Source organism: Streptomyces sp. P9-A4 (genome assembly GCF_036634195.1).
In the GTDB taxonomy this organism is placed as follows: domain Bacteria; phylum Actinomycetota; class Actinomycetes; order Streptomycetales; family Streptomycetaceae; genus Streptomyces.
This window is the reverse complement of the sequence record NZ_JAZIFY010000001.1, coordinates 2,367,648-2,392,407: the sequence shown is the minus strand read 5'-3', so window position 1 is coordinate 2,392,407 and position 24,760 is coordinate 2,367,648. Positions and strand designations below refer to the sequence as shown.

General features: G+C 70.1%; 22 protein-coding genes and 2 tRNA genes. 19 read left to right on the top strand and 5 right to left on the bottom strand.

Annotated elements, in window-relative coordinates:
• Positions 1-18: 18 nt before the first annotated feature.
• Together V4Y03_RS10775 and V4Y03_RS10770 are read left to right on the top strand one after the other, a co-directional pair.
• On the top strand, positions 19-513 hold the full coding sequence (locus V4Y03_RS10775) for a ribose-5-phosphate isomerase (RefSeq protein WP_317873378.1): 495 nt from the start codon (positions 19-21) through the stop codon (positions 511-513).
• Positions 513-1,322 carry an Fpg/Nei family DNA glycosylase gene (locus V4Y03_RS10770; RefSeq protein ID WP_332434766.1) on the top strand — a complete coding sequence of 270 codons (810 nt, stop codon included), beginning with the start codon at positions 513-515 and terminating at the stop codon, positions 1,320-1,322. Before V4Y03_RS10775 ends, V4Y03_RS10770 begins: the two co-directional genes overlap by 1 nt.
• 25 nt (positions 1,323-1,347) lie before the next feature.
• On the opposite strand, the gene V4Y03_RS10765 is transcribed toward V4Y03_RS10770, so the two are convergent.
• On the bottom strand, positions 1,348-2,577 hold the full coding sequence (locus V4Y03_RS10765; RefSeq protein WP_332434765.1) for a GNAT family N-acetyltransferase: 1,230 nt from the start codon (positions 2,575-2,577) through the stop codon (positions 1,348-1,350).
• Between the two features lie 106 nt (positions 2,578-2,683).
• On the opposite strand from V4Y03_RS10765, the gene V4Y03_RS10760 reads away from it, so the two are divergent.
• The gene (locus V4Y03_RS10760; protein ID WP_332434764.1) at positions 2,684-3,829 is read left to right on the top strand and encodes a PP2C family protein-serine/threonine phosphatase; all 1,146 of its coding nucleotides are present in this window, start codon (positions 2,684-2,686) and stop codon (positions 3,827-3,829) included.
• Between the two features lie 155 nt (positions 3,830-3,984).
• Positions 3,985-4,179 (top strand): hypothetical protein, encoded by a 195-nt coding sequence (locus tag V4Y03_RS10755; protein ID WP_056558898.1) that lies wholly within the window; start codon positions 3,985-3,987, stop codon positions 4,177-4,179.
• Positions 4,180-4,200: 21 nt separating this feature from the next.
• On the opposite strand, the gene V4Y03_RS10750 is transcribed toward V4Y03_RS10755, so the two are convergent.
• Together V4Y03_RS10750 and V4Y03_RS10745 are read right to left on the bottom strand one after the other, a co-directional pair.
• Positions 4,201-4,617, bottom strand: coding sequence for an amphi-Trp domain-containing protein (locus V4Y03_RS10750; RefSeq protein WP_317873382.1), 417 nt, complete (start codon positions 4,615-4,617; stop codon positions 4,201-4,203).
• Between the two features lie 163 nt (positions 4,618-4,780).
• A tRNA-Gly gene (locus V4Y03_RS10745) sits at positions 4,781-4,854 on the bottom strand.
• Positions 4,855-4,987: 133 nt separating this feature from the next.
• Here V4Y03_RS10745 and V4Y03_RS10740 point away from each other — a divergent pair.
• The 5 genes from V4Y03_RS10740 to clpX all read left to right on the top strand — a co-directional run bounded on the left by V4Y03_RS10740 (position 4,988) and on the right by clpX (position 9,651).
• Positions 4,988-5,064: transfer RNA gene (locus tag V4Y03_RS10740), tRNA-Pro, on the top strand.
• 171 nt (positions 5,065-5,235) lie between these two features.
• Positions 5,236-6,621 (top strand): trigger factor, encoded by a 1,386-nt coding sequence (gene tig, locus V4Y03_RS10735; protein WP_332434763.1) that lies wholly within the window; start codon positions 5,236-5,238, stop codon positions 6,619-6,621.
• A 250-nt stretch (positions 6,622-6,871) separates the two neighbouring features.
• Positions 6,872-7,489 (top strand): ATP-dependent Clp protease proteolytic subunit, encoded by a 618-nt coding sequence (locus tag V4Y03_RS10730; RefSeq protein WP_317873384.1) that lies wholly within the window; start codon positions 6,872-6,874, stop codon positions 7,487-7,489.
• Between the two features lie 59 nt (positions 7,490-7,548).
• Positions 7,549-8,211 (top strand): ATP-dependent Clp protease proteolytic subunit, encoded by a 663-nt coding sequence (locus tag V4Y03_RS10725; protein ID WP_056561395.1) that lies wholly within the window; start codon positions 7,549-7,551, stop codon positions 8,209-8,211.
• A gap of 156 nt (positions 8,212-8,367) precedes the next feature.
• Positions 8,368-9,651: an ATP-dependent Clp protease ATP-binding subunit ClpX gene (gene clpX / locus V4Y03_RS10720; protein WP_015033605.1), complete on the top strand. Its 1,284-nt coding sequence runs from the start codon at positions 8,368-8,370 to the stop codon at positions 9,649-9,651.
• 70 nt (positions 9,652-9,721) lie between these two features.
• Here the strand turns inward: clpX and V4Y03_RS10715 are convergent, their stop codons facing one another.
• A complete protein-coding gene (locus V4Y03_RS10715) occupies positions 9,722-10,681 on the bottom strand; it encodes a hypothetical protein (protein ID WP_317873385.1) in 960 nt (319 codons plus the stop codon).
• A 138-nt stretch (positions 10,682-10,819) separates the two neighbouring features.
• On the opposite strand from V4Y03_RS10715, the gene V4Y03_RS10710 reads away from it, so the two are divergent.
• On the top strand, positions 10,820-13,447 hold the full coding sequence (locus tag V4Y03_RS10710; protein ID WP_317873386.1) for a valine--tRNA ligase: 2,628 nt from the start codon (positions 10,820-10,822) through the stop codon (positions 13,445-13,447).
• A gap of 135 nt (positions 13,448-13,582) precedes the next feature.
• On the top strand, positions 13,583-14,722 hold the full coding sequence (locus V4Y03_RS10705) for a sensor histidine kinase (protein ID WP_317873387.1): 1,140 nt from the start codon (positions 13,583-13,585) through the stop codon (positions 14,720-14,722).
• Positions 14,723-14,777: 55 nt separating this feature from the next.
• Here the strand turns inward: V4Y03_RS10705 and V4Y03_RS10700 are convergent, their stop codons facing one another.
• Positions 14,778-15,800: a rod shape-determining protein gene (locus V4Y03_RS10700; protein WP_317873388.1), complete on the bottom strand. Its 1,023-nt coding sequence runs from the start codon at positions 15,798-15,800 to the stop codon at positions 14,778-14,780.
• A gap of 100 nt (positions 15,801-15,900) precedes the next feature.
• Between V4Y03_RS10700 and folC the strand changes: the two genes are divergently transcribed.
• The 8 genes from folC to rodA all read left to right on the top strand — a co-directional run bounded on the left by folC (position 15,901) and on the right by rodA (position 24,758).
• Positions 15,901-17,400: a bifunctional tetrahydrofolate synthase/dihydrofolate synthase gene (folC, locus tag V4Y03_RS10695; RefSeq protein ID WP_332434762.1), complete on the top strand. Its 1,500-nt coding sequence runs from the start codon at positions 15,901-15,903 to the stop codon at positions 17,398-17,400.
• 4 nt (positions 17,401-17,404) lie between these two features.
• On the top strand, positions 17,405-17,770 hold the full coding sequence (locus V4Y03_RS10690; protein WP_317873390.1) for a DUF4233 domain-containing protein: 366 nt from the start codon (positions 17,405-17,407) through the stop codon (positions 17,768-17,770).
• 66 nt (positions 17,771-17,836) lie between these two features.
• Positions 17,837-18,250 carry a nucleoside-diphosphate kinase gene (gene ndk, locus V4Y03_RS10685; RefSeq protein WP_317873391.1) on the top strand — a complete coding sequence of 138 codons (414 nt, stop codon included), beginning with the start codon at positions 17,837-17,839 and terminating at the stop codon, positions 18,248-18,250.
• 210 nt (positions 18,251-18,460) lie between these two features.
• Entirely contained in the window at positions 18,461-19,480 is a 1,020-nt protein-coding gene (locus V4Y03_RS10680) for a rod shape-determining protein (protein ID WP_317873392.1), read from the top strand.
• A gap of 137 nt (positions 19,481-19,617) precedes the next feature.
• Positions 19,618-20,649, top strand: a complete 1,032-nt coding sequence (gene mreC / locus V4Y03_RS10675; RefSeq protein ID WP_332434761.1) for a rod shape-determining protein MreC — start codon at positions 19,618-19,620, stop codon at positions 20,647-20,649.
• The gene (mreD, locus tag V4Y03_RS10670; protein WP_317873394.1) at positions 20,646-21,314 is read left to right on the top strand and encodes a rod shape-determining protein MreD; all 669 of its coding nucleotides are present in this window, start codon (positions 20,646-20,648) and stop codon (positions 21,312-21,314) included. The genes mreC and mreD overlap by 4 nt, the downstream gene beginning before the upstream one ends.
• A gap of 19 nt (positions 21,315-21,333) precedes the next feature.
• On the top strand, positions 21,334-23,553 hold the full coding sequence (gene mrdA, locus V4Y03_RS10665; RefSeq protein WP_317873395.1) for a penicillin-binding protein 2: 2,220 nt from the start codon (positions 21,334-21,336) through the stop codon (positions 23,551-23,553).
• 5 nt (positions 23,554-23,558) lie between these two features.
• A complete protein-coding gene (gene rodA, locus V4Y03_RS10660) occupies positions 23,559-24,758 on the top strand; it encodes a rod shape-determining protein RodA (protein ID WP_332434760.1) in 1,200 nt (399 codons plus the stop codon).
• The last annotated feature ends 2 nt before the right edge of the window (positions 24,759-24,760 follow it).

The window sequence follows — 24,760 nt, the reverse complement described above, 5'->3', positions numbered from 1 at the left end:
CGTGCCACACTCGGCATCATGCGCGTCTATATCGGTTCCGACCACGCCGGCTTTGAACTAAAGAACCACCTCGTCGAGTGGCTCACGGCTCACGGCCACGAGCCCGTCGACTGCGGTCCCCACATCTACGACGCCCTGGACGACTACCCGCCGTTCTGCCTGCGCGCCGCCGAGAAGACGGCTGCGGACCCGGACGCCCTGGGCATCGTCATCGGCGGCTCCGGGAACGGCGAGCAGATCGCCGCGAACAAGGTGAAGGGGGTGCGCGCCGCCCTCGCCTGGAGCGAGCAGACCGCCGCCCTCGGCCGCGAGCACAACAACGCCAACGTGATCTCCGTCGGCGGCCGGATGCACACCCGGGAAGAGGCGACCAAGTTCGTCGAGATCTTCCTGAACACCCCGTACTCCGGTGACGAGCGTCACACCCGCCGGATCGACATGCTCACCGCGTACGAGAACACCGGCGAGCTCCCCCCGATCCCGGCCCACCACCCGCAGGAGCCCACCGCCTGATGCCCGAAGGGCACACCATCCACCGACTGGCCGCCGACCACCGGGAACGGTTCGGCGGCCGGTCCGTGCGCGTCTCCAGCCCCCAGGGCAAGTTCGCCGACTCGGCCGCCCTGCTCGACGGCGCCGTCCTGGAGACCACCGAGGCTCACGGCAAGCACCTCTTCCTCGGCTTCCCCGGCGAGGAATGGATCCACATCCACCTGGGCCTCTTCGGCAAGGTGAACTTCGGCGACACCCCCGCCCCGCCGCCCACCGACACCGTCCGGCTGCGCCTCGCGAACCCCGAGTCGTACGTCGACCTGCGCGGCCCGACGACCTGCGCGCTCATCACCGACGCCGAGAAGCGGGCGATACACGACCGGCTCGGCCCCGACCCGCTGCGCACCGGCGACGACCCCGACCGGGCCTGGCAGCGGATCTCGAAGTCCCGCAGCACCGTCGCCGCCCTGCTCATGGACCAGAAGGTCATCGCCGGCGTCGGCAACGTCTACCGCGCCGAAGTCCTCTTCCGGCACGGCATCGACCCCTACCGCGCCGGCAAGGACCTCACGGCGGGGGAGTGGGACGCGATCTGGAGCGACCTCGCGATGCTGATGCGCGAGGGCGTCCGCCTCAACCGCATCGACACCGTCCGCCCCGAGCACACCCCCGAGGCGATGGGCCGCCCGCCGCGCGTCGACGACCACGGCGGCGAGGTCTACGTCTACCGCCGGGCGAACCAGCCCTGCCACCTCTGCGGCACCGGGATCCGCACGGCGGACCTGGCAGCCCGGAACCTCTTCTGGTGCCCGGACTGCCAGACCCGCTGACGACGCCCCTCCGCGACCCCCGCCGCTAGAAGCCGTGCGGCAGCCACGGCGCGACGGGCGACCCGAAGGCGACGGACGCCTCAAGGAGCGCCCCCTCCCGCAGCTCCCGCACCCGCCCGGCCGAGGCCAGCGACACCAGCGAGGTCCCGCCCAGATAGGCCGCACCCAACTCCCGTACGGACAGCGCGAGATCGGCCGCGTCCTTCGTCCGTACGCAGCTCGCCCCCTTCGCGTCCCCGGTCAGCCGCCAACGCCCCTCGTTCCAGGGGCAGAACGCGTCCTCCACCTCGAACACCACGTCCACCGGCGTCTGGTACGTCCGCGCCTCCAGCGCCGCGCCCACCTCCACCACCCGGACGAACAGCACCTCCCGCGCCGTCGGCTGGCACCGCCGCACGTCCGACACCAGCTGCCGCCACGCCCCGTCCACGGGGCTGCTGTGGATCCGTACCGTCGACGTCAGATCCACCGAGCACAGGAACCGCCACAGCGCCGCCTCCGCCACCGGGTCGAGCGCGAGCAGCTGCTGCACCCCCACCGAACCGTCCGCCCCCGCGAACGACCAGTTCGGCTTGATCGCGTAGTGCGCGAAGCCCACGACCTCCCCGTCCCGCTCCGCGAGCACACACAGCCGGGGCGAGGAACCCTCGCGCTCCGACTCCGGATCGATCAGCGGCAGCCGCTCCCAGCCCGGCCCCCGGGCCACCATTCCCGGCCGCAGCGGCACCAGCCTGGCGTACACCTCCTCGCAGACCGCCGAGGACTCCGTCAGATCCGCCTGCCGCAGCGTCACCCCGTCCGTGCCCTCCGGCACCGAGAGCCGCACCCGGTTCGTGTCGATCGCCGCGTGCTCGGCCCAGGACGCGGCGCCGTAGCCGAACCGCCCGTAGATCACCGGCTCGGAGGCCGTGAGCACCGCCAGCGGTTCACCCGCCGCCCGTACGTCGTCGAGCTGCCGCCGCATCATCGAGGTGAGGATCCCGCGCCGCCGGTGCGTGCCGGCCACGCTCACCATCGTCACCCCGGCCGCCGGTACGAGACCCCCGCCCGGCACCGTCAGCCGGAACGAGAACGCACCCGCCGTCCCCACGCACAGGTCCCCGTCCCAGGCTCCGAGCGACCGCTCGTACTCCGTGAGGTCCCGCCACAGCGCGCGCGACTCCGCAGGCTCGTGAAGGCCGCCGAACGCGAGGTCCAGCACCTCGAACCAGCGGTCCCAGTCGTTCGGGTCGAGAACCCGCAATTCAGTAGTCATATGCCATCGATATCAGCGGCGCCCGCCCAGGGCGACCCGATTTCACGCACATTGTCACCGGGGTACCCCTGCACGATGTCCGACGGGATGGATAGGGTCCAGGCCAATGGGACACCGCGCAGGAGTGAACACGTACGCGGCCCGCATGCGCAGACGCGCCCGCCGGGCCCGCATCGCGCTGCGCAGGTCCGGCGTCGACTACTTCCGCGGCGACGGCTCCGACCGGCTCGCCTTCGCCGGACTCCTCCTGATGATCCCGGCCATCGCCTTCGGCACCGTCCTCGACCCCATCTGGTGCGCACCCGCCGCCCTGGCCCTGCCCATCGTGGCCGGCGGACTGCTGCTGCGCCCCGCGAGCCTCCTCGGTCTGTACGCGACCGCCGCCAGCGCCCTGATCGTCGAGTCCGTCGTCCTCGGCCCGTACACCCAGGGCCCCGCCCGGGTCACCCCCGGCACCGTCCTCGTCGTCGCCGCCTGCGGCCTCTTCGGACTGCTCATCGCCCAGTTCCGGGCCCGCGTCGGCGTGCCCTGGCGGCGCGGCGGCACCATGCTCTTCGACCTCCGCGAGCGCATCCGCGTCCAGAGCGCGCTGCCCCGGCTCCCCAAGGGCTGGCACCGCGAGATGGCGCTGCGCCCGGCCGGCGGCCAGTCCTTCTCCGGCGACTTCGTCGTCGCCGCCCGCACCCACGGCGGCCGCACCCTGGAAGTCGTCCTCACCGACGTCTCCGGCAAGGGCATGGACGCGGCCTCCCGCTCCCTGCTGCTCTCCGGCGCCTTCGGCGGCCTCCTCGGCTCCCTCCCGCCGCACGCCTTCCTTCCCGCCGCCAACGGCTATCTGCTCCGCCAGGACTGGGACGAGGGCTTCGCCACCTCCATCCACCTGGTCCTCGACCTGGAGTCCGGCGACTACGAACTCTTCTCGGCCGGCCACCTCCCCGCCCTCCAGCTCCACGCGGGCAGCGGGCGCTGGGAGGAGAAGGCCGCCGACGGCCCCCTCCTCGGCGTCTACGACCTCGCCGAGTTCCACCCCGTCAAGGGCACGCTGCGCACCGGCGACGTCCTCATGCTCTTCACCGACGGCCTGGTCGAGGCCGCCGACCGGGACATCGCCGAGGGCATCGACCGGCTCACCGGCGAGGCGGACCGCTGCGTCGCCGAGGGCTTCGAGGGCGTCGCCTGGCACCTGATCGAGGCCGTCGCGAAGGACGTCAACGACGACCGCGCGCTGCTCCTGCTCTCCCGCCCGGCCTGACCGGCGCGTCAGGTGTGACGTGATCGTCTCCACGACGATTCGTCACCAGGCAGCGGGGGCAGGGGGGTTGGTGGCACGATGGAGACAGCGGGGGGTGTTCCGGGACACGGGCTCCCTGGTGGGCAAGGCGGGACCGACCGAGGGTGTGATCAGTTGTGGCCATTTCACTGTCTGTGGTGTTGCTGTTGGCAATCATCCTGGTGGTGCTGATCCGCGGGGGGAACCTCAAGGCCGGCCCGGCCGTGGTCGCCGTGCTCTTCGGCTTCTTCCTCGCGTCCACCGGGATGGCCGACGACATCCAGCGCTTCCTGGACTCGATAACGCAGACGGTGGCGTCCATCAAGTTCTGACGCGGGGGCGGGCAGCCGCGGCTACCTCTTCTTCCCCTTCCCCTTCTTCTTCCGCTTCTGCTGCCTCTTCTTCCTCGAAGGGGCGGTCGGCTTCGCCTTCTTCGGAGGGACGGCCCGCTTCACCTTCTCCTCCGGGGCGGGCGCGGCGGGCTTCTTCTCTTTCTTCTTCCCCTTCTCCGCCGCCGCCCCGGCCGCCGCGTCCTTGCGCGAACGGGCCGTCGGCCAGGTGAGTTCGAGTTCGAGCTCGACCTCTCCCTCGCCCACCTCGAACTCCACCTCGGAGCGGAGTTCGTCGGGGATCCACAGGCTCATCGTTCCCGAGCCGAGATCGAGCTCGACCTCCCCGCCCTTCCTCAGGGCGGCGGCGAGTGCCGTCAGCCGGTCCGCGGCCTCGCCCCGGGACAGGGAGCGCTTCTGCTCGAACTTCAGGTCCTTCATGGCTGCCTCCGATCCTGAGGCCAGTCTGCACGCGCCCACCGGACCCGGCATCTCGCACGGCCGGGAAACGCCCTCGGGCCGGCCGGGAGACACCTCCTGACCGGCCCGGAAACGCCTCGGGGCCGGTCAGGAGAAGACTTCTCCTGACCGGCCCCGAGGCTCGTGGAGCGGGTGACGGGAATCGAACCCGCGTAGCTAGTTTGGAAGACTAGTGCTCTACCATTGAGCTACACCCGCGCAGCACCGCGCCGCAGGTCACGAGGACCGCGGCACGAGGAGCATGTTAGCGGTTCGGGAGCCGTTCGCGCACACCCGTCAAAAGAGGGGGCGCCGCACAGTCCCCGTCCATGTACCCTACGTGTCGCACCGACGGGGTGTGGCGCAGCTTGGTAGCGCGTCCGCTTTGGGAGCGGAAGGCCGTGGGTTCAAATCCCGCCACCCCGACCATGACGATCACGCGCCCACCTCGCGCACTCTTGATCACGTTGTGGGCGTCATCCCGCTTGCGGTTACTATGCAAGCTGCGTGCCCGTGTGTCTTTCTGACCGGGCCGACCCGCCGGACCCGCTTCACGCGGCGACGGCGGTTTCCAGGAATCAGCCACAAGGAGACCGAACCGTGAAGAGCGCCGTGGAGACCCTGAACCCGACTCGGGTTCGGCTCACTGTCGAGGTGCCCTTCGAGGAGCTCAAGGACAGCCTCGACGCGGCGTACAAGAAGATCAACCAGCAGGTCACGGTCAAGGGCTTCCGTAAGGGCAAGATCCCGGCTCGCGTGATCGACCAGCGGTTCGGCCGCGGCGCCGTGCTGGAAGAGGCCGTCAACGACGCGCTCCCGAAGTTCTACACCGAGGCCGTGAACGAGGCCGAGGTCAACCCGCTCGGCCAGCCCGAGGTCGACATCACCGAGCTGAAGGACGGCGAGCTGCTGGCCTTCACCGCCGAGGTCGACATCCGCCCGACGATCGAGATCCCGGACTACTCCGGCATCGAGGTCACCGTCGACGCGGTCGAGGTCACCGACGAGGACGTCGAGAAGTCCGTGGAGCAGCTCCGTGAGCGCTTCGCCTCGACCTCCCCGGTCGAGCGTGCCGCCCAGGACGGCGACGTCGTCACCATCGACCTGCAGGCCAAGGTCGACGGCGAGGTCCTCCCGGACGGTGTCGCCGACGGTGTCTCGTACACCATCGGTTCGGGCGAGCTGCTCGACGGCATCGACGAGGCCGTCAAGGGCCTGGAGGCCGGTGGCGAGGCCACCTTCACCTCGCAGCTGAAGGGCGGCTCCGCCGAGGGCAAGGACGCGGAGGTCACCGTCAAGGTCACCACCGTTGCCGCCCGTGAGCTCCCCGAGCTGGACGACGAGTTCGCGCAGATGGCGTCGGAGTTCGACACCCTCGACGAGCTCAAGGCCGACAGCCGCAAGCGCCTCGAGAACATGAAGCAGTTCGACCAGGCCACCCAGGCCCAGGAGCGCGTCCTCGACGAGCTCCTCAAGCTGGTCGAGGTCCCGATGCCCGAGAAGCTTCTCGAGGACGAGATCAACACCCGCAAGCACAACCTGGAGCACCACCAGCTCGGCCAGATGGGCCTCGACCTCGCGAAGTACCTGGAGATCCAGGGCAAGACCGAGGAAGAGTTCCTGGCCGAGACCAAGGAGCAGGCCGAGAAGGGCATCAAGACGCAGTTCATCCTCGATGAGCTCGTCAACAAGGAGAAGCTCGAGGTCTCCCGCGAGGAGCTCACCGAGCACCTGTTCCGCCGTGCCGCCTCCTCCGGCATGAGCCCGGACCAGTTCGCCCAGGCCGTGGCCGAGGGTGGCCAGGTGCCGATGCTCGTCGGCGAGGTCGCCCGCGGCAAGGCCCTCGCGGTCGTCGTCGAGGCCGCCAAGGTCGTCGACGTCAACGGCGAGGTCGTCGACCTCTCGGACGACGAGGACGAGGTCGAGGCCGCCGCCGAGGCCGTCGAGGCCGTCACCGGCGAGGCCGAGGTCTCCGAGGACAAGTAAGGCTCACCGCGAGGCTCGCGCCCCGCGCTGAACCCGCTCCACGGGCCCGTACGCACTCCTGTGCGTACGGGCCCGTGGACGTAGCCGGACCCCGTTGCGCGGCCCCAACTACCTTGCGCTCCCAGCGAACAGTTCGGGAACCGGGATGGCGTTGTCCTACCTGCGCGTTAGGGTCCATGAATACGAGGGCAGTGCCCTCTGAACGAGACGCTGAGACGGCCCTGGCCGTCGGAGACGAGCAGGTGGATACGTGACGAATCTGAAGCCTTACGCCGCGGGTGAGCCGTCCATCGGTGGCGGCCTCGGCGACCATGTCTACAACCGGCTGCTCGGCGAGCGCATCGTCTTCCTCGGCCAGCAGGTCGACGACGAGATCGCCAACAAGATCACCGCTCAGATGCTCCTCCTGGCCGCCGAGCCGGAGAAGGACATCTTCCTGTACATCAACAGCCCCGGTGGCTCGGTGACGGCCGGCATGGCGGTCTACGACACCATGCAGTTCATCCCGAACGACGTCGTCACCATCGGTATGGGCATGGCGGCCTCGATGGGCCAGTTCCTGCTCACCGCCGGCGCCCCCGGCAAGCGCTTCGCGCTGCCGAACACCGACATCCTGATGCACCAGGGCTCCGCCGGCATCGGCGGCACGGCCTCCGACATCAAGATCCAGGCCGAGTACCTCCTGCGCACCAAGAAGCGCATGGCCGAGATCACCGCGCAGCACTCCGGCCAGACCGTCGAGGCGATCATCCGCGACGGTGACCGTGACCGCTGGTTCACCGCGGACGAGGCCAAGGAGTACGGCCTCATCGACGACATCATCACCCACGCCGCGGGCGTTCCCGGCGGCGGCGGCACGGGCGCCTGAGCCCGGCCGCTGAAGAGCCCCAGCCCCCGCCGAACGCCACCAGGACGGTGAACACCCAGATGCAGAACAACCTCTCCGCGAGCGGCCTCTACACCGGCGCGCCGATGGACAACCGCTACGTCGTGCCGCGCTTCGTGGAGCGCACCTCGCAGGGCGTGCGCGAGTACGACCCGTACGCGAAGCTGTTCGAGGAGCGCGTGATCTTCCTCGGTGTGCAGATCGACGACGCCTCCGCCAACGACGTCATGGCGCAGCTGCTGTGCCTGGAGTCGATGGACCCGGACCGCGACATCTCGATCTACATCAACAGCCCCGGTGGCTCCTTCACCGCGCTGACGGCGATCTACGACACGATGCAGTTCGTGAAGCCGGACATCCAGACGGTCTGCATGGGCCAGGCGGCCTCCGCCGCGGCCGTGCTGCTCGCCGCCGGCACCCCCGGCAAGCGGATGGCCCTGCCGAACGCCCGCGTGCTGATCCACCAGCCGTCCGGCGGCACCGGCCGTGAGCAGCTCTCCGACCTGGAGATCGCGGCCCGCGAGATCCTGCGGATGCGCAGCCAGCTGGAGGAGATGCTGGCCAAGCACTCCTCGACGCCGATCGAGAAGATCCGCGACGACATCGAGCGCGACAAGATCCTGACGGCCGAGGACGCCCTCGCGTACGGTCTCGTCGACCAGATCGTCTCCACCCGTAAGAGCACGGCCTCCGCCGAGCGCTGACGCCCGACCTTCCCCTGGCACGGCCCGCGTGGCCGAATCACGACCATGTGAACCGTGCCAAGGGGGGCCCGAACGAGGGGCCCGGCAAGGTACCGTCGAATATGAGGCACCAGGAGTCGCTGAACCAGGCGCTCCCAGGCGAAGGGGAAGCACCTCGTGGCACGCATCGGTGATGGCGGCGACCTGCTCAAGTGCTCGTTCTGCGGAAAGAGCCAGAAGCAGGTGAAGAAGCTCATCGCGGGACCCGGTGTGTACATCTGCGACGAGTGCATCGACCTCTGCAACGAGATCATCGAGGAGGAACTCGCGGAGACGAGCGAGGTGCGCTGGGAGGAACTCCCCAAGCCCCGCGAGATCTACGAGTTCCTCGAGGGGTACGTCGTCGGGCAGGAGCCCGCGAAGAAGGCCCTCTCGGTCGCGGTGTACAACCACTACAAGCGCGTCCAGGCCGGCGAGAACGGCGGCGCGCAGGGCCGGGACGACGCCATCGAACTGGCCAAGTCCAACATTCTGCTGCTCGGCCCCACGGGCTCCGGGAAGACGCTGCTCGCGCAGACCCTGGCCCGCATGCTCAACGTCCCGTTCGCCATCGCCGACGCGACGGCGCTGACGGAGGCCGGCTATGTCGGCGAGGACGTCGAGAACATCCTGCTCAAGCTGATCCAGGCGGCCGACTACGACGTCAAGAAGGCCGAGACCGGGATCATCTACATCGACGAGATCGACAAGGTCGCCCGTAAGAGCGAAAACCCGTCGATCACGCGCGATGTCTCGGGCGAGGGCGTGCAGCAGGCCCTGCTGAAGATCCTGGAGGGCACCACCGCCTCCGTGCCGCCGCAGGGCGGACGGAAGCACCCGCATCAGGAGTTCATCCAGATCGACACGACGAACGTGCTCTTCATCGTGGGCGGCGCCTTCGCCGGCCTGGAGAAGATCATCGAGTCGCGGGCGGGCGCCAAGGGCATCGGCTTCGGGGCGACCATCCGCTCCAAGCGCGAGATCGAGGCGAGCGACCAGTTCCAGGAGGTCATGCCGGAGGACCTGGTGAAGTTCGGGATGATCCCGGAGTTCATCGGCCGTCTCCCGGTCCTCACCTCGGTCCACAACCTGGACCGCGAGGCGCTCCTCCAGATCCTCGTCGAGCCGCGCAACGCGCTGGTGAAGCAGTACCAGCGCCTCTTCGAACTCGACGGTGTGGAGCTGGACTTCGACCGCCCCGCCCTGGAGGCCATCGCCGACCAGGCGATCCTGCGCGGCACCGGCGCGCGAGGCCTGCGCGCCATCATGGAGGAGGTCCTCCAGTCGGTGATGTACGAGGTCCCGTCCCGCAAGGACGTGGCCCGGGTCGTCATCACGGCGGACGTCGTCCGCAACAACGTCAACCCGACGCTGGTCCCCCGGATCGTGAAGAACGACGGCAGGCACGAGAAGTCCGCCTGAGCCGTACGGACATGGAAGGGGCGCCCCGCCGACCGGCGGGGCGCCCCTTCCGCGTGCTGCGGGCCTGGGATCAGGCCTTGACGCGGACTTCCTTGCGGAGCTTGGCGGTGATGGCGGCGGCGTCCTCGGCGGAGCCGGTCTTCCCCGCGAGCAGCGAGGCCGTGTCGAACGGGACGACCATGCCCACGGTGCTGTGGTCGGCCCACACGCACATCGTCATGGTCATCGCGGGAGCGCCCGTGCCGGCGTCGGCCTTGGTCTTGAGCTGCTGGCACTTGAGGACGGCGCCGTCGAGCTCGGACGGCTTGTACTCCTGCGGGCTGCCGACCAGCTCCGGGGATTCGGCCTTGTCCTTGTCCTTGTCGGCCTCGGCCTTCGTGGCGGTGAAGATGGCGTCGACGACCGCCTCGGGGTCGTCGATCTCGCCGTAGAGGCCGTTGAACTGGAGCATCTTGCTCGCCAGCGGGTTGGCCTTGTTCTCCACCTGGTAGGTGGCCTTGGCCTCCTGGGCGTTCTTGACGCCGTTCTTCTCGGCCTCCTTCAGGGAGTCCTTCTCGGAGGAGGACCCCTTGTCGGGAGCCTTCTTGTACTCACCGAGGACCGTGGCCGGCGTGACCAGCTTGTGGGGGCCGTCGTTCGCGACCGAGGAACCGCCGCCGCCGAGCACGAAGTACGCGCCCACGCCGATCGCCGCGACCACCGCCACCGCGCCGATGATCCAGCCGGCCTTCGACTTCTTCGGGGCCGGGGGGTGCGGCACATAGCCGCCGGGGCCCTGGGGGGCGCCGTACTGCGGCTGCTGGCCGTACGGGCCGGGCTGCTGGGGCTGCTGCGGGTAGCCGTAGGGGGGCTGCTGCGGCGGAACGCCCTGCGGGGCCTGCTGGGGGTAGCCGTACCCGGGCTGGGGCGCCTGCGGCTGCCCGTACGGCCCCGGCTGCTGCGGCTGCTGGCCGTAGGGGCCCGGCTGGCCGTAGGGGCCGGGCTGCTGGGGCGGCTGGCCGCCGTACGGGCCCGGCTGGTTGTAGCTCATCGACAGGTTCCCCTCACAGGATGTTTATGCCTGCCGAACATCCTGGCGGAACCGCCGGGGCGGAAGTGCGGCGGGGGCCACACCGTTACCGAACCAAAGCGTTTCAGGACAGGGCGAGGACACCCCTAAACTGGCCCCGTGACCGAGAACACTCAGCAGCAGACAGCGCCCACCACCGAACTGCCGACCACCTACGCGCCGGCCGAGGTAGAGGGGCCGCTGTACGAGCGCTGGGTAGACCGGGGGTACTTCGAGGCCGACGCGAAGAGCGAGAAGCCTCCGTACACCATCGTCATCCCGCCGCCGAACGTCACGGGCGCCCTCCACCTGGGCCACGCCTTCCAGGTGACGCTCATGGACGCCCTGACCCGTCGCAAGCGCATGCAGGGCTTCGAGACGCTCTGGCTGCCGGGCATGGACCACGCCGGCATCGCGACCCAGAACAAGGTCGAGCAGCAGCTCGCCGAGGAGGGCAAGTCCCGCCACGACCTGGGCCGCGACGAGTTCGTCGACCGCGTCTGGCAGTGGAAGGACGAGTACGGCGGCCGCATCCTCGGCCAGCTGCGCCGCCTCGGCGCCGGTCTCGACTGGTCGCGTGAGCGCTTCACCATGGACGAGGGCCTGTCCAAGGCCGTCCAGAAGATCTTCAAGGACCTGTACGAAGACGGTCTGATCTACCGCGCCGAGCGCATCATCAACTGGTGCCCGCGCTGTCTGACCGCCATCTCGGACATCGAGGTCGAGTACCAGGACGACGCCGGCGAGCTGATCTCCATCCGCTACGGCGAGGGCGACGACTCCCTGGTGGTCGCCACGACCCGCGCCGAGACGATGCTCGGTGACACCGCCGTCGCCGTCCACCCCGACGACGAGCGCTACGCCCACCTGATCGGCAGGCAGATCAAGCTGCCGCTGACCGACCGGACCATCCCGGTCGTCGCCGACACCCACGTCGACCCGGAGTTCGGTACCGGCGCCGTCAAGGTGACCCCGGCGCACGACCCGAACGACTTCGAGATCGGCCGTCGCCACGACCTGCCCTCGCTCACCGTCATGGACGAGCACGGCATCATCACCGTCCACGGCCCCTTCCTCGGCCTGGACCGCTTCGAGGCCCGCTCGGCGATCGTCGGCGCGCTCAAGGAGCAGGGCCGGATCGTCGCCGAGAAGCGCCCGTACATGCACTCCGTCGGCCACTGCTCGCGCTGCAAGACGACCGTCGAGCCGCGTCTGTCGATGCAGTGGTGGGTCAAGGTCGGCCCGCTGGCGCAGGCCGCCGGTGACGCGGTCCGCGACGGCTCGGTCGAGATCCACCCGAAGGAGCTCTCGAAGCGCTACTTCGACTGGGTCGACAACATGCACGACTGGTGCATCTCGCGCCAGCTGTGGTGGGGCCACCGCATCCCGATCTGGTACGGCCCCGAGGGCCAGGTCGTCTGCGTCGGACCCGACGAGGAGGCGCCCGGCACCGAGGCCGAGGGCTGGACCCAGGACCCCGACGTCCTGGACACCTGGTTCTCCTCCGGCCTGTGGCCGTTCTCCACGCTCGGCTGGCCGGAGAAGACCCCGGACCTGGCGAAGTTCTACTCGACCGACGTCCTGCTCACCGGCCACGACATCATCTTCTTCTGGGTCGCCCGGATGATGATGTTCGGTCTGTACGCGATGGACGGCGAGGTCCCCTTCAAGACCGTCGCGCTCACCGGCCTCGTCCGCGACGAGTTCGGCAAGAAGATGTCGAAGTCCAACCCGAACGCGGTCGACCCGCTGGACTGGATGGACGCGTACGGCTCCGACGCCGTCCGCTTCACCCTGGCCAACGGCGCCAACCCGGGCGCGGACGTGCCGATCGGCGAGGACTGGGTCAAGGCCTCCCGCAACTTCGCCAACAAGATCTGGAACGCCACGCGCTTCGCGCTGATGAACGGCGCCACGATCGAAGGCCCCCTGCCCGACGTCTCCGAGATGTCCGCGACCGACCGCTGGATCCTGTCCCGGCTCAACGAGACGGTCGCGCAGGTCGACGCGTACTACGAGGACTACCAGTTCGCCAAGCTCAGCGAGTCGCTCTACCACTTCGCGTGGGACGAGGTCTTCGCCTGGTACGTCGAGCTGTCGAAGACCACGTTCTTCGCGGGCGGCGAGGGCGCCAAGGTCTCCGGCCGCGTCCTCGGCGAGGTCCTGGACGTCATGCTGCGCCTGCTGCACCCGATCGTCCCGTTCGTCACCGACACCCTGTGGACCACCCTCACCGGCGGTGAGTCCCTGGTGATCGCCGACTGGCCGAAGGACTCCGGCTTCCGCGACGAGGCCGCGGAGAAGGAGATCGAGCTGGTCCAGCGGGTCGTCACCGAGGTCCGCCGCTTCCGCAAGGAGCAGGGCCTCCAGGACGCCCAGAAGGTGCCGGCCCGCCTCACCGTCGACGGCACCCCGCTCGTCGCGCACGAGGCCGCCATCCGGCAGATCCTGCGCCTCCAGCCGGAGGGCGAGGGCTTCGCCGCCACCGCCTCCCTGCCGGTCGCCGGCGCCACCGTCGCGCTCGACCTGTCGGGCACGATCGACGTGGCCGCGGAGCGCAAGCGCCTCGCGAAGGACCTCGCCGCGGCGGAGAAGGAGAAGGCCCAGGCGAACGGGAAGCTCGGCAACGAGGCCTTCCTCGCCAAGGCCCCGGACAACGTGGTCGACAAGATCCGCACCCGCCTCGCCAAGGCGGAGGAGGACATCGCCCGCATCGAGACCCAGCTGGCGAGCCTGCCGCAGGCCTGACCCACGGCATGAGGAGGGCCCGGAACCGCTCGTCGGTTCCGGGCCCTTCCGCAAAGGGACGAAGTGCCCGATGTCACACACGACGGGACTTCAGGTCCTCGGCGTCGGGACCAAAGACCTTGGATGATGGAGGGCATGCTCCGCCTCCCCACCGTCCCCGCACTGCGCCGCTGCGTGGACCGGTGGGCGGTATCGCCCCGCGCCCTCGACATCGTCGCCGCGCTCAGCGCCTTCGGCCTGATGGTGCTGGACGTGCCGGGGCTCGCCCGCGCCGACAACTCCCTCACCGGGGTCACCGCGGCGCTGGTCCTCGCGGCCGGGGCGGCCACCCTGGTGCTCCGGCGCCGGCTGCCGTGGCTCCCGTACCTCGTCGCGCTCGGCCTGATGGGGTGGCTGCACGAGCTGACCATGATCCAGTTCGCGCTGTACTCGATCGGCCGCTACCGGGGGCGCCGCGCCGCGATCTTCGCCACGCTGCTGTACGTCGTCGTCGCCTACGGCCTCTTCCAGACGCCCGGCTGGCCCGCCCGGCACGGCGACACCCTCAGCGACTTCCTGAGCCTGGTCGTCCCGATCGGCGTCCTCGCGGCGGGCGTCGGCATCGCCGCGTACCGGCAGGACCTCGTGCGCGCCCTGGAGGTCCAGCGGCGCGAGGCCGCCGCCCGGCAGGCCGTCCAGGAGGAGCGGATCTCCGTCGGCCGGGACGTCCACGACCTGGTCGGCCGGGAGCTGACCGTCCTCGCGGTACGGGCCGAGGTCCTCGCCGTACGGGCCAGGGGAGAGGCCCACCAGCGGGACTTCGAGGAACTGGCTGACACCGCCCGGCGCGCCCACCTCATGCTCAACGAGACGATCGTGCGCCGCGCCGACCGGGACACCGCCACCCCCGGCCTCGAAGAGCTCGCCGCCCTCGCCGGGGAGAGCGAGCGGATGGGCAGCCCCGTGGAACTGACGGTCGCCGAGGAGGCGAAGGCCCTGTCGCCGCTGCGGCAGGCGGCCGTCCACCGGGTCGTCCAGGAATGCCTGACGAACGCCGCGAAGCACGCGCCCGGCCTGCCCGTCACGGTCACCATCGCGGTGGAGGGCCCCGACCTGCGGATCGAGGTCCGCAACCCGCTGCCGGAGGACCCGCCGGACCGCGCCCCGGTCTCGACCGGCACGGGACTCCTCTCGATGGAGGAGCGGGTCACCAGCATGGGCGGCACGCTGAAGGCCCACCGGGAGCGGGACGAGTACGTGGTGACGGCGGGGCTGCCGACCGGGCTGACGCGCTGAGCGTCAGCGCGGCGTCGCGCGGCGGACCGGGAGGCCCGCTACCGCGCCCCCTCGCTCAGCGGACCGTCTCCGCCTTCCCCAGGACCCGCTGGAGTGAGTCGAAGTCCTCCACGCACCGGCCCGAGCCCAGGGCCACACAGTCCAGCGGCGCGTCCGCGACGAAGACCGGGATGCCCGTCGCCGAGGCCATCCGCAGGTCCAGGCCCGACAGCAGCGCACCGCCGCCGGTCAGCACGATGCCGTGCTCCATGACGTCGCCGGACAGCTCGGGCGGGCACTCCTCCAGGGTCACCCGGACGGCCGCGATGATCGCCTCCACCGGCTCGTCCAGCGCCGCCCGCACCTCCGGCACCGTCAGTTCCACCGTCCGGGGCAGCCCGCTGACCTTCTCCCGGCCCCGGATGGTGAAGGTCCGCCGCTCCAGCTCCTCGCCGCCCGGCACCGGCCACGCCGTGCCGATGGCGACCTTGACGTCCTCCGCGGTCCGCTCGCCGATGAGCAGCGAGTGCTCCTTGCGGACGAAGTCGATGACGGCCGCGTCGAGACGGTCGCCGCCCACCCGGAGCGACTGGGCCGTGACGATCCCGCCCAGCGAGATCACGGCCACCTCGGTCGTGCCGCCGCCGATGTCGACGACCATCGAGCCGCGCGGGTCGGAGACCGGCAGCCCGGCGCCGATCGCCGCCGCCATCGGCTCCTCGATCAGATGGACCGCGCGGGCCCCCGCCGACAGGGAGGCGTGCACGATGGCCCGCCGCTCGACCTGGGTCACCCCGCTGGGCACGCACACCACCATCCGGGTACGGGGCCGCCGCCGGCCGGGGACGGCCTTGCGCACGAAGTGCCGGATCATCTCCTCGGCCGCCTCGTAGTCGCTGATCACGCCGTCCCGGAGCGGGCGGATCGCGGTGATCGAACCCGGCGTACGGCCGATGGTCTCCTTCGCCTCCGTACCGACCGCGAGCGCGTGCCGCGAGCCCTCCTGCACCGCCACCACGGACGGTTCGTTGAGCACGATGCCCCGGCCGCGCGCGTAGAGGAGTGTGTTGGCCGTGCCGAGGTCGATCCCTATGTCCATGATCGCCAAGTTTGCCCGGCCGGCCCGGCGGACGGTGGACCGAAGGTCCCGAAAGGGGTGGGTCCATGGTCCTGTCGGTACCGCTCCGTAGACTGGGCCCGTGAGCGAGCCGAGCGACCCGAATGACCAGTTCGACGACATCGTCGACAACGAGACGAACCGCGACCCCGACCTGGCGGTGATCGAGGCCGGCAGCCGCACCCTGCGCACGCAGGGCGGCGCCCCGCAGGGCGACCCCGTGCCCGGCCGTCCCGAGGACCCGGAGCTGGACAAGGCACTGCGCGAGGTCGAGACCGAGCTGTCCACCCGCTGGGGCGAGACCAAGCTGGACCCCTCGGTCACCCGCATCGCGGCCCTGATGGACGTCCTCGGCGACCCGCAGCGGGCGTACCCCTCGATCCACATCACCGGCACCAACGGCAAGACGTCGACGGCCCGCATGATCGAGGCCCTGCTCGGCGCCTTCGAGCTGCGCACCGGGCGGTACACCTCGCCGCACGTGCAGACCATCACCGAGCGGATCAGCCTGGACGGCGCCCCGATCTCCGCCGAGCGGTTCATCGAGACGTACCAGGACATCAAGCCGTACGTGGAGCTGGTCGACGCCCGGGAGGAGTACCGGCTCTCCTTCTTCGAGGTCCTCACCGCGATGGCGTACGCGGCCTTCGCCGACGCCCCGGTCGACGCGGCCGTCGTCGAGGTCGGCATGGGCGGCACCTGGGACGCGACGAACGTCATCGACGCCTCCGTCGCCGTCGTCACCCCGATCGACCTGGACCACACCGACCGGCTCGGCGGGACGACCGCCGAGATCGCCGGCGAGAAGTCCGGGATCATCAAGCAGGGCGCGACCGTGATCATGGCCCAGCAGCCGGTGGACGCGGCGCAGGTCCTGCTGAAGAAGGCCGTCGAGGCGGATGCCACGGTCGCCCGCGAGGGCATGGAGTTCGGCATCGTCTCCCGCGAGGTCGCGGTCGGCGGACAGCTCCTCACCCTGCGCGGCCTGGGCGGCGAGTACGACAACGTCTTCCTGCCGCTGCACGGCGCCTACCAGGCGCACAACGCGGCGGTGGCGCTCGCGGCGGTCGAGGCCTTCTTCGGGATCGGCGCGGAGCACGCCCGCACGCTGGACCTGGACACGGTCCGTCAGGCCTTCGCGCGGGTGGCCTCGCCCGGCCGCCTGGAGATCGTCCGCTCCTCCCCGACGGTCGTCCTGGACGCCGCGCACAACCCGCACGGCGCGCGGGCGACGGCGGAGGGCATCAGCGAGGCCTTCGGCTTCTCGCGGCTCGTCGGAGTGGTCTCCACGAGCGGCGACAAGGACGCCCGGGGTCTCCTCGAGGCCTTCGAGCCGATCTTCGCGGAGGTCGTCGTCACGGCGAACTCCAACCCCCGTGCCACCGACGTGGACGCGCTGGCGGCCGTCGCCGTCGAGGTCTTCGGCGAGGACCGGGTCGTCGTCGAACCGCGGCTGCCCGACGCCATCGAGGCGGCCATCACCCTCGCGGAGGAAGAGGCCGAGTACGGCGGCGCGGGTGTCCTGGTGACCGGTTCGATCTTCACGGTCGGCGACGCCCGACTGCTGCTGCGGAGGGGCTGATCCGATGCGTACGCTCTGTTCCTCGACGCTCATCGGCGAGTTCTTCGTGATCGGCTTCGCCGGCCTCGTCGCCATGAAGGACGACAGCCTTACGACGTCCACCGTGTGGTGGGTCTGCGGGATCGCCATGGTCCTTTCGGTGCTGCTGTGCGGGATGATCACCCGCCCCGGCGGTGTGCAGCTCGGCTGGGCCCTCCAGATCGCCCTGATCGCCAGCGGCTTCTTCGTACCGACCATGTTCTTCCTCGGCGCGGTCTTCGCCGGCCTGTGGTGGGCCTCCGTCCACTACGGCCGCCGCATCGACGACATCAAGGCCCGCTGGGCGGAGGCCCAGGCCGCGGGGGCCTCGGCAGGGCCTGACGCTGCGTAATCGAGGGGCGTGCGGGGCCTGTAGCCTCGGAGGTCCCGCACACCGCTTTTCCGAAGGAGTTCCCCCGTGAGCCAGCGCACGCTCGTCCTGCTCAAGCCCGACGCCGTCCGCCGTGGCCTGGTCGGCGAGATCATCGGCCGCATCGAGCGCAAGGCCGGCTGGACCCTGGCGGCCCTGGAGCTGCGCGACCTGGACCAGGAGACCCTGGAGCAGCACTACGGCGAGCACAAGGGCAAGCCCTTCTACGAGCCGCTGATGGGCTTCATGGCCTCCGGTCCCGTCGTCGCGCTCGTCGTCGAGGGGGAGCGGGTCATCGAGGGCGTCCGCGGGCTGGCCGGCCCGACCGACCCGATCGCCGCCGCCCCGGGCTCGATCCGCGGCGACTTCGGCACCATCGTCCGGGAGAACCTGATCCACGCCTCCGACTCCGAGGAGTCCGCGGCCCGTGAGCTGAAGATCTTCTTCCCGGGTCTCGTCTGACGAGAAGTCAGCCGAACGCAGCAGCCTATGGGGCGACCGAAGGAATTTCGGTCGCCCCCAGGCATATGAACGCCGAACCCGGGAACGGATCGCCGCGTCCTACCGTCACCTGTACAGAGGCGGACCACCGCGCGGTATCCGTGCGGGCGGCACTACGATGGAAAACTCCACGCCGCACCACTCTCAGCCATGGGAAACAAGGGGAACTCAATGTCGTTCATCGGCCGTGACATGGCTGTCGACCTCGGGACCGCCAACACGCTGGTGTACGTCAGAGGCCGAGGCATCGTCCTGAACGAGCCGTCCGTCGTCGCGATCAACACCAACACCGGTGGCATCCTCGCGGTCGGCTCCGAGGCGAAGAAGATGATCGGCCGGACCCCCGGCAACATCGTCGCGGTGCGCCCGCTCAAGGACGGTGTGATCGCCGACTTCGAGATCACCGAGCGGATGCTCCGCTACTTCATTCTCAAGATCCACAAGCGCCGCTACCTGGCCCGCCCCCGCGTCGTGGTCTGCGTGCCCTCCGGCATCACCGGAGTCGAGCGCCGCGCCGTCATCGAGGCCTCGACGCAGGCCGGTGCCCGCCAGGTGCACATCATCGAGGAGCCCATGGCGGCGGCCATCGGCTCGGGCCTCCCGGTCCACGAGGCCACCGGCAACATGGTCGTGGACATCGGCGGCGGCACCACCGAGGTCGCCGTGATCTCCCTCGGCGGAATCGTCACGGCACAGTCGATCCGGGTCGCCGGCGACGAGCTGGACAACGCGATCATCCAGCACATCAAGAAGGAGTACTCGCTCCTCCTCGGTGAGCGCACCGCCGAGCAGATCAAGATCACCATCGGTTCGGCGTACGACCTCGACAAGGACGAGCACACCGAGATCCGCGGCCGCGACCTCGTCTCCGGTCTCCCCAAGACCGTGGTCATCTCCGCCGCCGAGGTCCGCAAGGCCATCGAGGAGCCGGTCAACGCCATCGTCGACGCGGTGAAGACCACCCTCGACAAGTGCCCGCCGGAGCTGTCCGGTGACGTCATGGACCGCGGCATCGTTCTCACCGGTGGCGGTGCCCTGCTGCGCGGCCTCGACGAGCGCCTCCGCCGCGAGACCGGCATGCCGATCCACATCGCCGAGGACCCGCTGGACTCGGTGGCGCTCGGCGCCGGCAAGTGCGTCGAGGAGTTCGAGGCCCTCCAGCAGGTCCTGGACGCCCAGCCGCGCCGCTAGCACCGGCGTACCACCCGTACAGTCGCCTCACCCGTACGGTCGTTCCACCGCACCACAGTTTCACCGGCACACGCGCTTCACCCGCACAGCCGAACAACCGAACAACCGAACCACGAGGAAAGGCACGGCCGCCGCACGTGAGGGACACACGAGAGAGCCGGCTGCTCCTGGTGCTGCTGATCGCCATCGCGTTCGCACTGATCACGGTGGACATCCGCGGCGGACAGGAGTCACCCGTCGACGGTGCCCGGCAGGCCGCAGCCGCGGTCTTCGGGCCCGTCGAGAACGGTGTGGCGGCCGCCGTCGACCCCATCGGCAACGCCATAGGGGCCGTCCGGGACTCCGGCGAGCGGTACACCCGCATCGCCGCCCTGGAGAAGGAGAACGCCGAACTCAAGGCGAAACTCGGCAGCGACGACCGCAACCGCAACCGGCTCCGCGAGCTCGACACCATGCTCAAGACCGCCGGCGCCGGGCAGTACGGCATCAAGGGCGCCCAGGTCATCGCCATAGGAGCGGCCCAGGGCTTCTCCTGGACCGTCACCATCGACGTCGGCGCCCGCGACGGCATCAAGCGGGACATGACCGTCCTCAACGGCTCCGGACTCGTCGGCCGGGTCACCACCGTCGGCCCCTCCACCTCCACGGTCCTCCTCGCCAACGACCCCGACTTCACCGTCGGCACGCGCATGGAGAAGTCCGACGAACTCGGCTTCGCCACCGGCCAGGGCGACCGCCCGCTGCTCGTCCAGCTCCTCAACGGCAAGGCCAAGGTGAAGCCCGGCGACCGGCTCGTCACCTTCGGCTCGCGCGCCGACAAGCCCTTCGTGCCCGGCGTGCCGGTCGGCGAGGTCGTCCGCGTCGACCCCGCGGGCGGCGGACTCACCCGCAACATCTACGTCCGCCCGTACGTCGGCTTCACCAAGCTCGACATCGTCGGCGTCGTCGTCCAGGCCCCGCGCTCCGACCCGCGCGACGCGGTCCTGCCGCAGAAGCCGAAGCCCGCGCCGACCGTCACCGTCACGGTCACACCGACACCGCCGGACGGGCAGCAGGCCGCCGACGGGCAGAAGCCGAACACCGAGCAGCAGAACCAGCAGAACCCGGCCCGGAACCAGCAGGACCAGGGCCAGGGCCAGGGCCAGGACCAGGGGGCCGTGACACCGTGAAGTTCAACCGGATCCTCCTCTCCGCCACCCTGATCGTGGTGGCCATGGTCGTCCAGGTCTCCGTCCTCGCCCGGCTCCAACTCCCCGGCGCCGTCCCCGACCTGGTCCTGCTCACCGTCGTCGGCCTGGCCCTGGTGTACGGACCCGTCAGCGGTTCGCTCATCGGCTTCACCGCCGGCCTCCTCGCCGACCTCGCCCCGCCCGCCGACCACGCCGCCGGCCGCTACGCCCTCGTGCTCTGCGTCGTCGGCTACCTCGTCGGCCTCGCCCGGCCCGAGAACGGCCGGCTGACCTCCGCCGCCGGCCCCATGGCCGTGGTCGTGGCGGCGGCCGTCGGCTCCACCCTCCTGTACGCGGGCGTCGGCGCCCTCGTCGGCGACACCGCCGCCCGCCATGTCGGCCTGGGGTTCCTGCTGTTCACCGCCGCCGTCTACGACCTGCTCCTCGCGCCCTTCACGGTGCCGCTCATCATGGCGCTGGCCCGCCGCGCGGAGAACGACCCGCTCGCCGACGCCGGCGGGGGCAACGGCGCCGATGTCGCCTCGGGCTGGCTCTCCACCGGCACCGGCCTGAGGATCGGCACCCAGCGCGGCGGCCTGCGCGTCAAGGCCGCCCGGAGCCGCGCCTCACGGGCCGGACGCATCAAGGGAGTCAAGCGACTGTGACCGAGGGGGCACCGGCAGTATGAGCAACATTCCCGAGACAGGGCGGACCCCCCGGGTCCAGATCCGGCTCGTCGTCATCCAGATCCTCGTCTTCTCGCTGCTGCTGACCCTGGGGGGCCGGCTCTGGTACCTCCAGATCCGCAACGGCAAGGAGTACACCGACGAGGCGAAGAACAACCACGTCCAGCAGGTCGTGCAGCCCGCCGTGCGCGGCTCCGTCCTCGACGCCCGCGGCGTCCCGCTCGCCGACAACGAGACCCGGCTCGTGGTCTCCGCGTCCCGCACCGAGCTGATGAAGATGAAGGACCGGGGCAAGTCCGTCCTCACCCGGCTCGCCGACGTCCTCGACATGAAGCCCGACGACGTCATCAACAAGATCCGGCTCTGCGACTCCAAGACCCCCAAGCCCTGCTGGAACGGCTCGCCCTACCAGCCGATCCCGGTCACCGACGAGGCCACCACCCAGCAGGCCCTCCAGATCCGGGAGCGCGCCGAGGACTTCCCCGGCATCACCGCCGAACCCACCGCCGTACGCCGCTACCCGGCCCCCGGCAAGTCCCGCACCTCCCAGGTCCTCGGCTACCTCTCGCCGGTCACCGACCAGGAGATCGAGAAGGCCAAGGACACCGACTCGCCGTTCCTCCGTTCCGACCAGGTCGGCCGCTCCGGCCTGGAGCGGACGTACGACAAGCAGCTGCGCGGCAAGGCCGGCGTCACCCGCTACGAGGTCGACAACCTCGGCCGGGTCATCGGCCAGGCCAAGAGCGACCCCGCCGTCCCCGGCTCCAACGTCGTCACCTCCATCGACGCCCGCGTGCAGGCGGTCGCCGAGTGGGAGCTGAACAACGCCATGCTGGAAGCCCGTAAGACCTACGACAAGAACACCAGCGAGAACTACAAGGCCGACGCGGGCGCCGTCGTCGTCATGGAGACGAAGACCGGCCGGATCGTCGCCATGGCCTCGCTGCCCGACTACGACCCGAACGCCTGGGTCGGCGGGATCTCCGCCAAGGACTACGCGGCCCTCACCGGCAAGGACTCCAACCTCCCGCTCCTCAACCGGGCCATCCAGGGCCAGGCCGCCCCCGGCTCGATCTTCAAGGTCATCCCGACCACCGCCGCCGTCAACGCCGGATACGAGTTCAACGGGCGCTACCCGTGCCCCTCCTCGTACTCCATCGGCAACCAGGTCTTCAAGAACTTCGAGTCCCAGGGCCACGGCTCCATCACCCTCGGCCAGGCCCTCGAAGTCTCCTGCGACACCGTCTACTACGCCCTCTCCCACCAGCAGTGGCAGAAGGACGGCGGGATGAAGCCGAAGAAGGACGCCAAGGACTGGTTCTACAAGACGGCCCACCAGTTCGGCCTCGGCGCCGAGACCGGCATCGACCTCCCCAACGAGGTCACGGGCCGCGTCCCCGACCGGAAGTGGAAGCAGGACTTCTGGGCGGCCAACAAGGACTACTGGTGCAAGGTCGGCAAGCGCGGCGGCACCTACGTCGAGCAGCTCTCGTACGAGAACTGCCTCGAAGGCAACCTCATGCGCGCCGGTGACTCCGTCAACTACTCCATCGGCCAGGGCGACACCCTCGTCACCCCCATCCAGATGGCCACCATCTACGCCGCCATCGCCAACGGCGGCACCCTCTGGAACCCCACCGTCGGCAAGGCCGTCATCAGCCCCGACGGCAAGAAGGTCACCGAGATCGCACCCAAGGCGCACGGCAAGCTCCCGATGGACTCCAAGACGCAGGCCTTGATAGAGGAGGCCCTCGCGGGAGTCGCGACCCGGGGTACGGCCGCCTGGCGATTCGGCGGCTGGCCGCAGGACAAGATCCCGATGCACGCCAAGACGGGCACCGCCGAGGTCTACGGCAAGCAGACGACCTCCTGGTTCGCCACGTACACCAAGGACTACTCGATCGTCATGACGATCGCCCAGGGTGGTACGGGCTCCGGCGCCTCCGGCCCCGCCGTGCGCAACATCTACGACGCGCTCTACGGACTCGACGACGCCGGCAACCAGGACCTCAAGCGGGCCCTGCTGCCGCAGCCGCAGCGGACCCTCCCGAAGATCGAGGCCGACGGCTCCATCGACGCCCCCAAGGTCGGCCCGTACGACCCCGAACTCCAGAAGATCGACCCGAACGCACCCCCGAAGCAGGACCCCACCACCCCTGCGAAGAAGCCGGACGACCAGACGCTCGCGGGACCGCCCGCCACCTGGCGGAGGGACTGAGGACCATGACCGCACCCCACGGCTTCTCCGTCTCGCGGTACGCCCCCGAGCGCGGCACGCTCGCCAAACTGGCCGCCCGCGACTCGGTGGTCCGCCGCCTCGACTGGCCGATCCTGCTGTCCGCGCTCGCGCTCTCCGGCATCGGGTCGCTGCTCGTCTGGTCCGCGACCCGCGGCCGCACCGAGCTGAACAACGGCGACCCGTACTACTTCCTCTTCCGGCACCTGCTCAACACCGGCATCGGCGTCGCCCTGATGATCGGCACGATCTGGCTCGGCCACCGCACCCTGCGCGGCGCCGTCCCGGTCCTCTACGGCCTCTCGATCGTGCTGATCCTCGCCGTCCTCACCCCGCTCGGCGCCACCATCAACGGCGCCCACGCGTGGATTGTCGTCGGCGGCGGCTTCTCCCTCCAGCCCAGCGAGTTCGTCAAGATCACGATCATCCTGGTGATGGCGATGCTGCTCGCCGCGAAGGTCGACGCCGGGGACCAGCTCCACCCCGACCACCGCACCGTCGCCAAGGCGCTCACCCTGGCCGCGCTCCCCATGGGCATCGTCATGCTGATGCCCGACCTCGGCTCGGTCATGGTCATGGCCGTCATCGTGCTCGGCGTGCTGCTCGCCTCCGGCGCCTCCAACCGCTGGGTCCTCGGCCTGATCGGCGCGGGCGTCCTCGGCGCCGTCCTCGTCACCACGCTCGGCATGCTCGACGAGTACCAGATCAACCGCTTCGCGGCCTTCGCCAACCCCGACCTCGACCCGTCCGGCGTCGGCTACAACACCAACCAGGCCCGTATCGCCATCGGCTCCGGCGGCCTCCTCGGCTCCGGGCTCTTCAAGGGCTCCCAGACCACCGGCCAGTTCGTGCCCGAGCAGCAGACCGACTTCGTCTTCACGGTCGCGGGGGAGGAGCTGGGCTTCGTCGGCGCCGGCCTGATCCTCGTCCTCCTCGGCGTCGTGCTCTGGCGGGCCTGCCGGATCGCCCGCGGCACCACCGAGCTGTACGGCACCGTCGTCGCCGCCGGCATCATCGCCTGGTTCTCCTTCCAGGCCTTCGAGAACATCGGTATGACGCTCGGCATCATGCCGGTCGCGGGTCTGCCCCTGCCGTTCGTCTCCTACGGCGGCTCCTCGATGTTCGCCGTCTGGGTGGCGATCGGACTGCTCCAGTCGATCCGCGTACAGCGCCCGATGACCGCCTGACG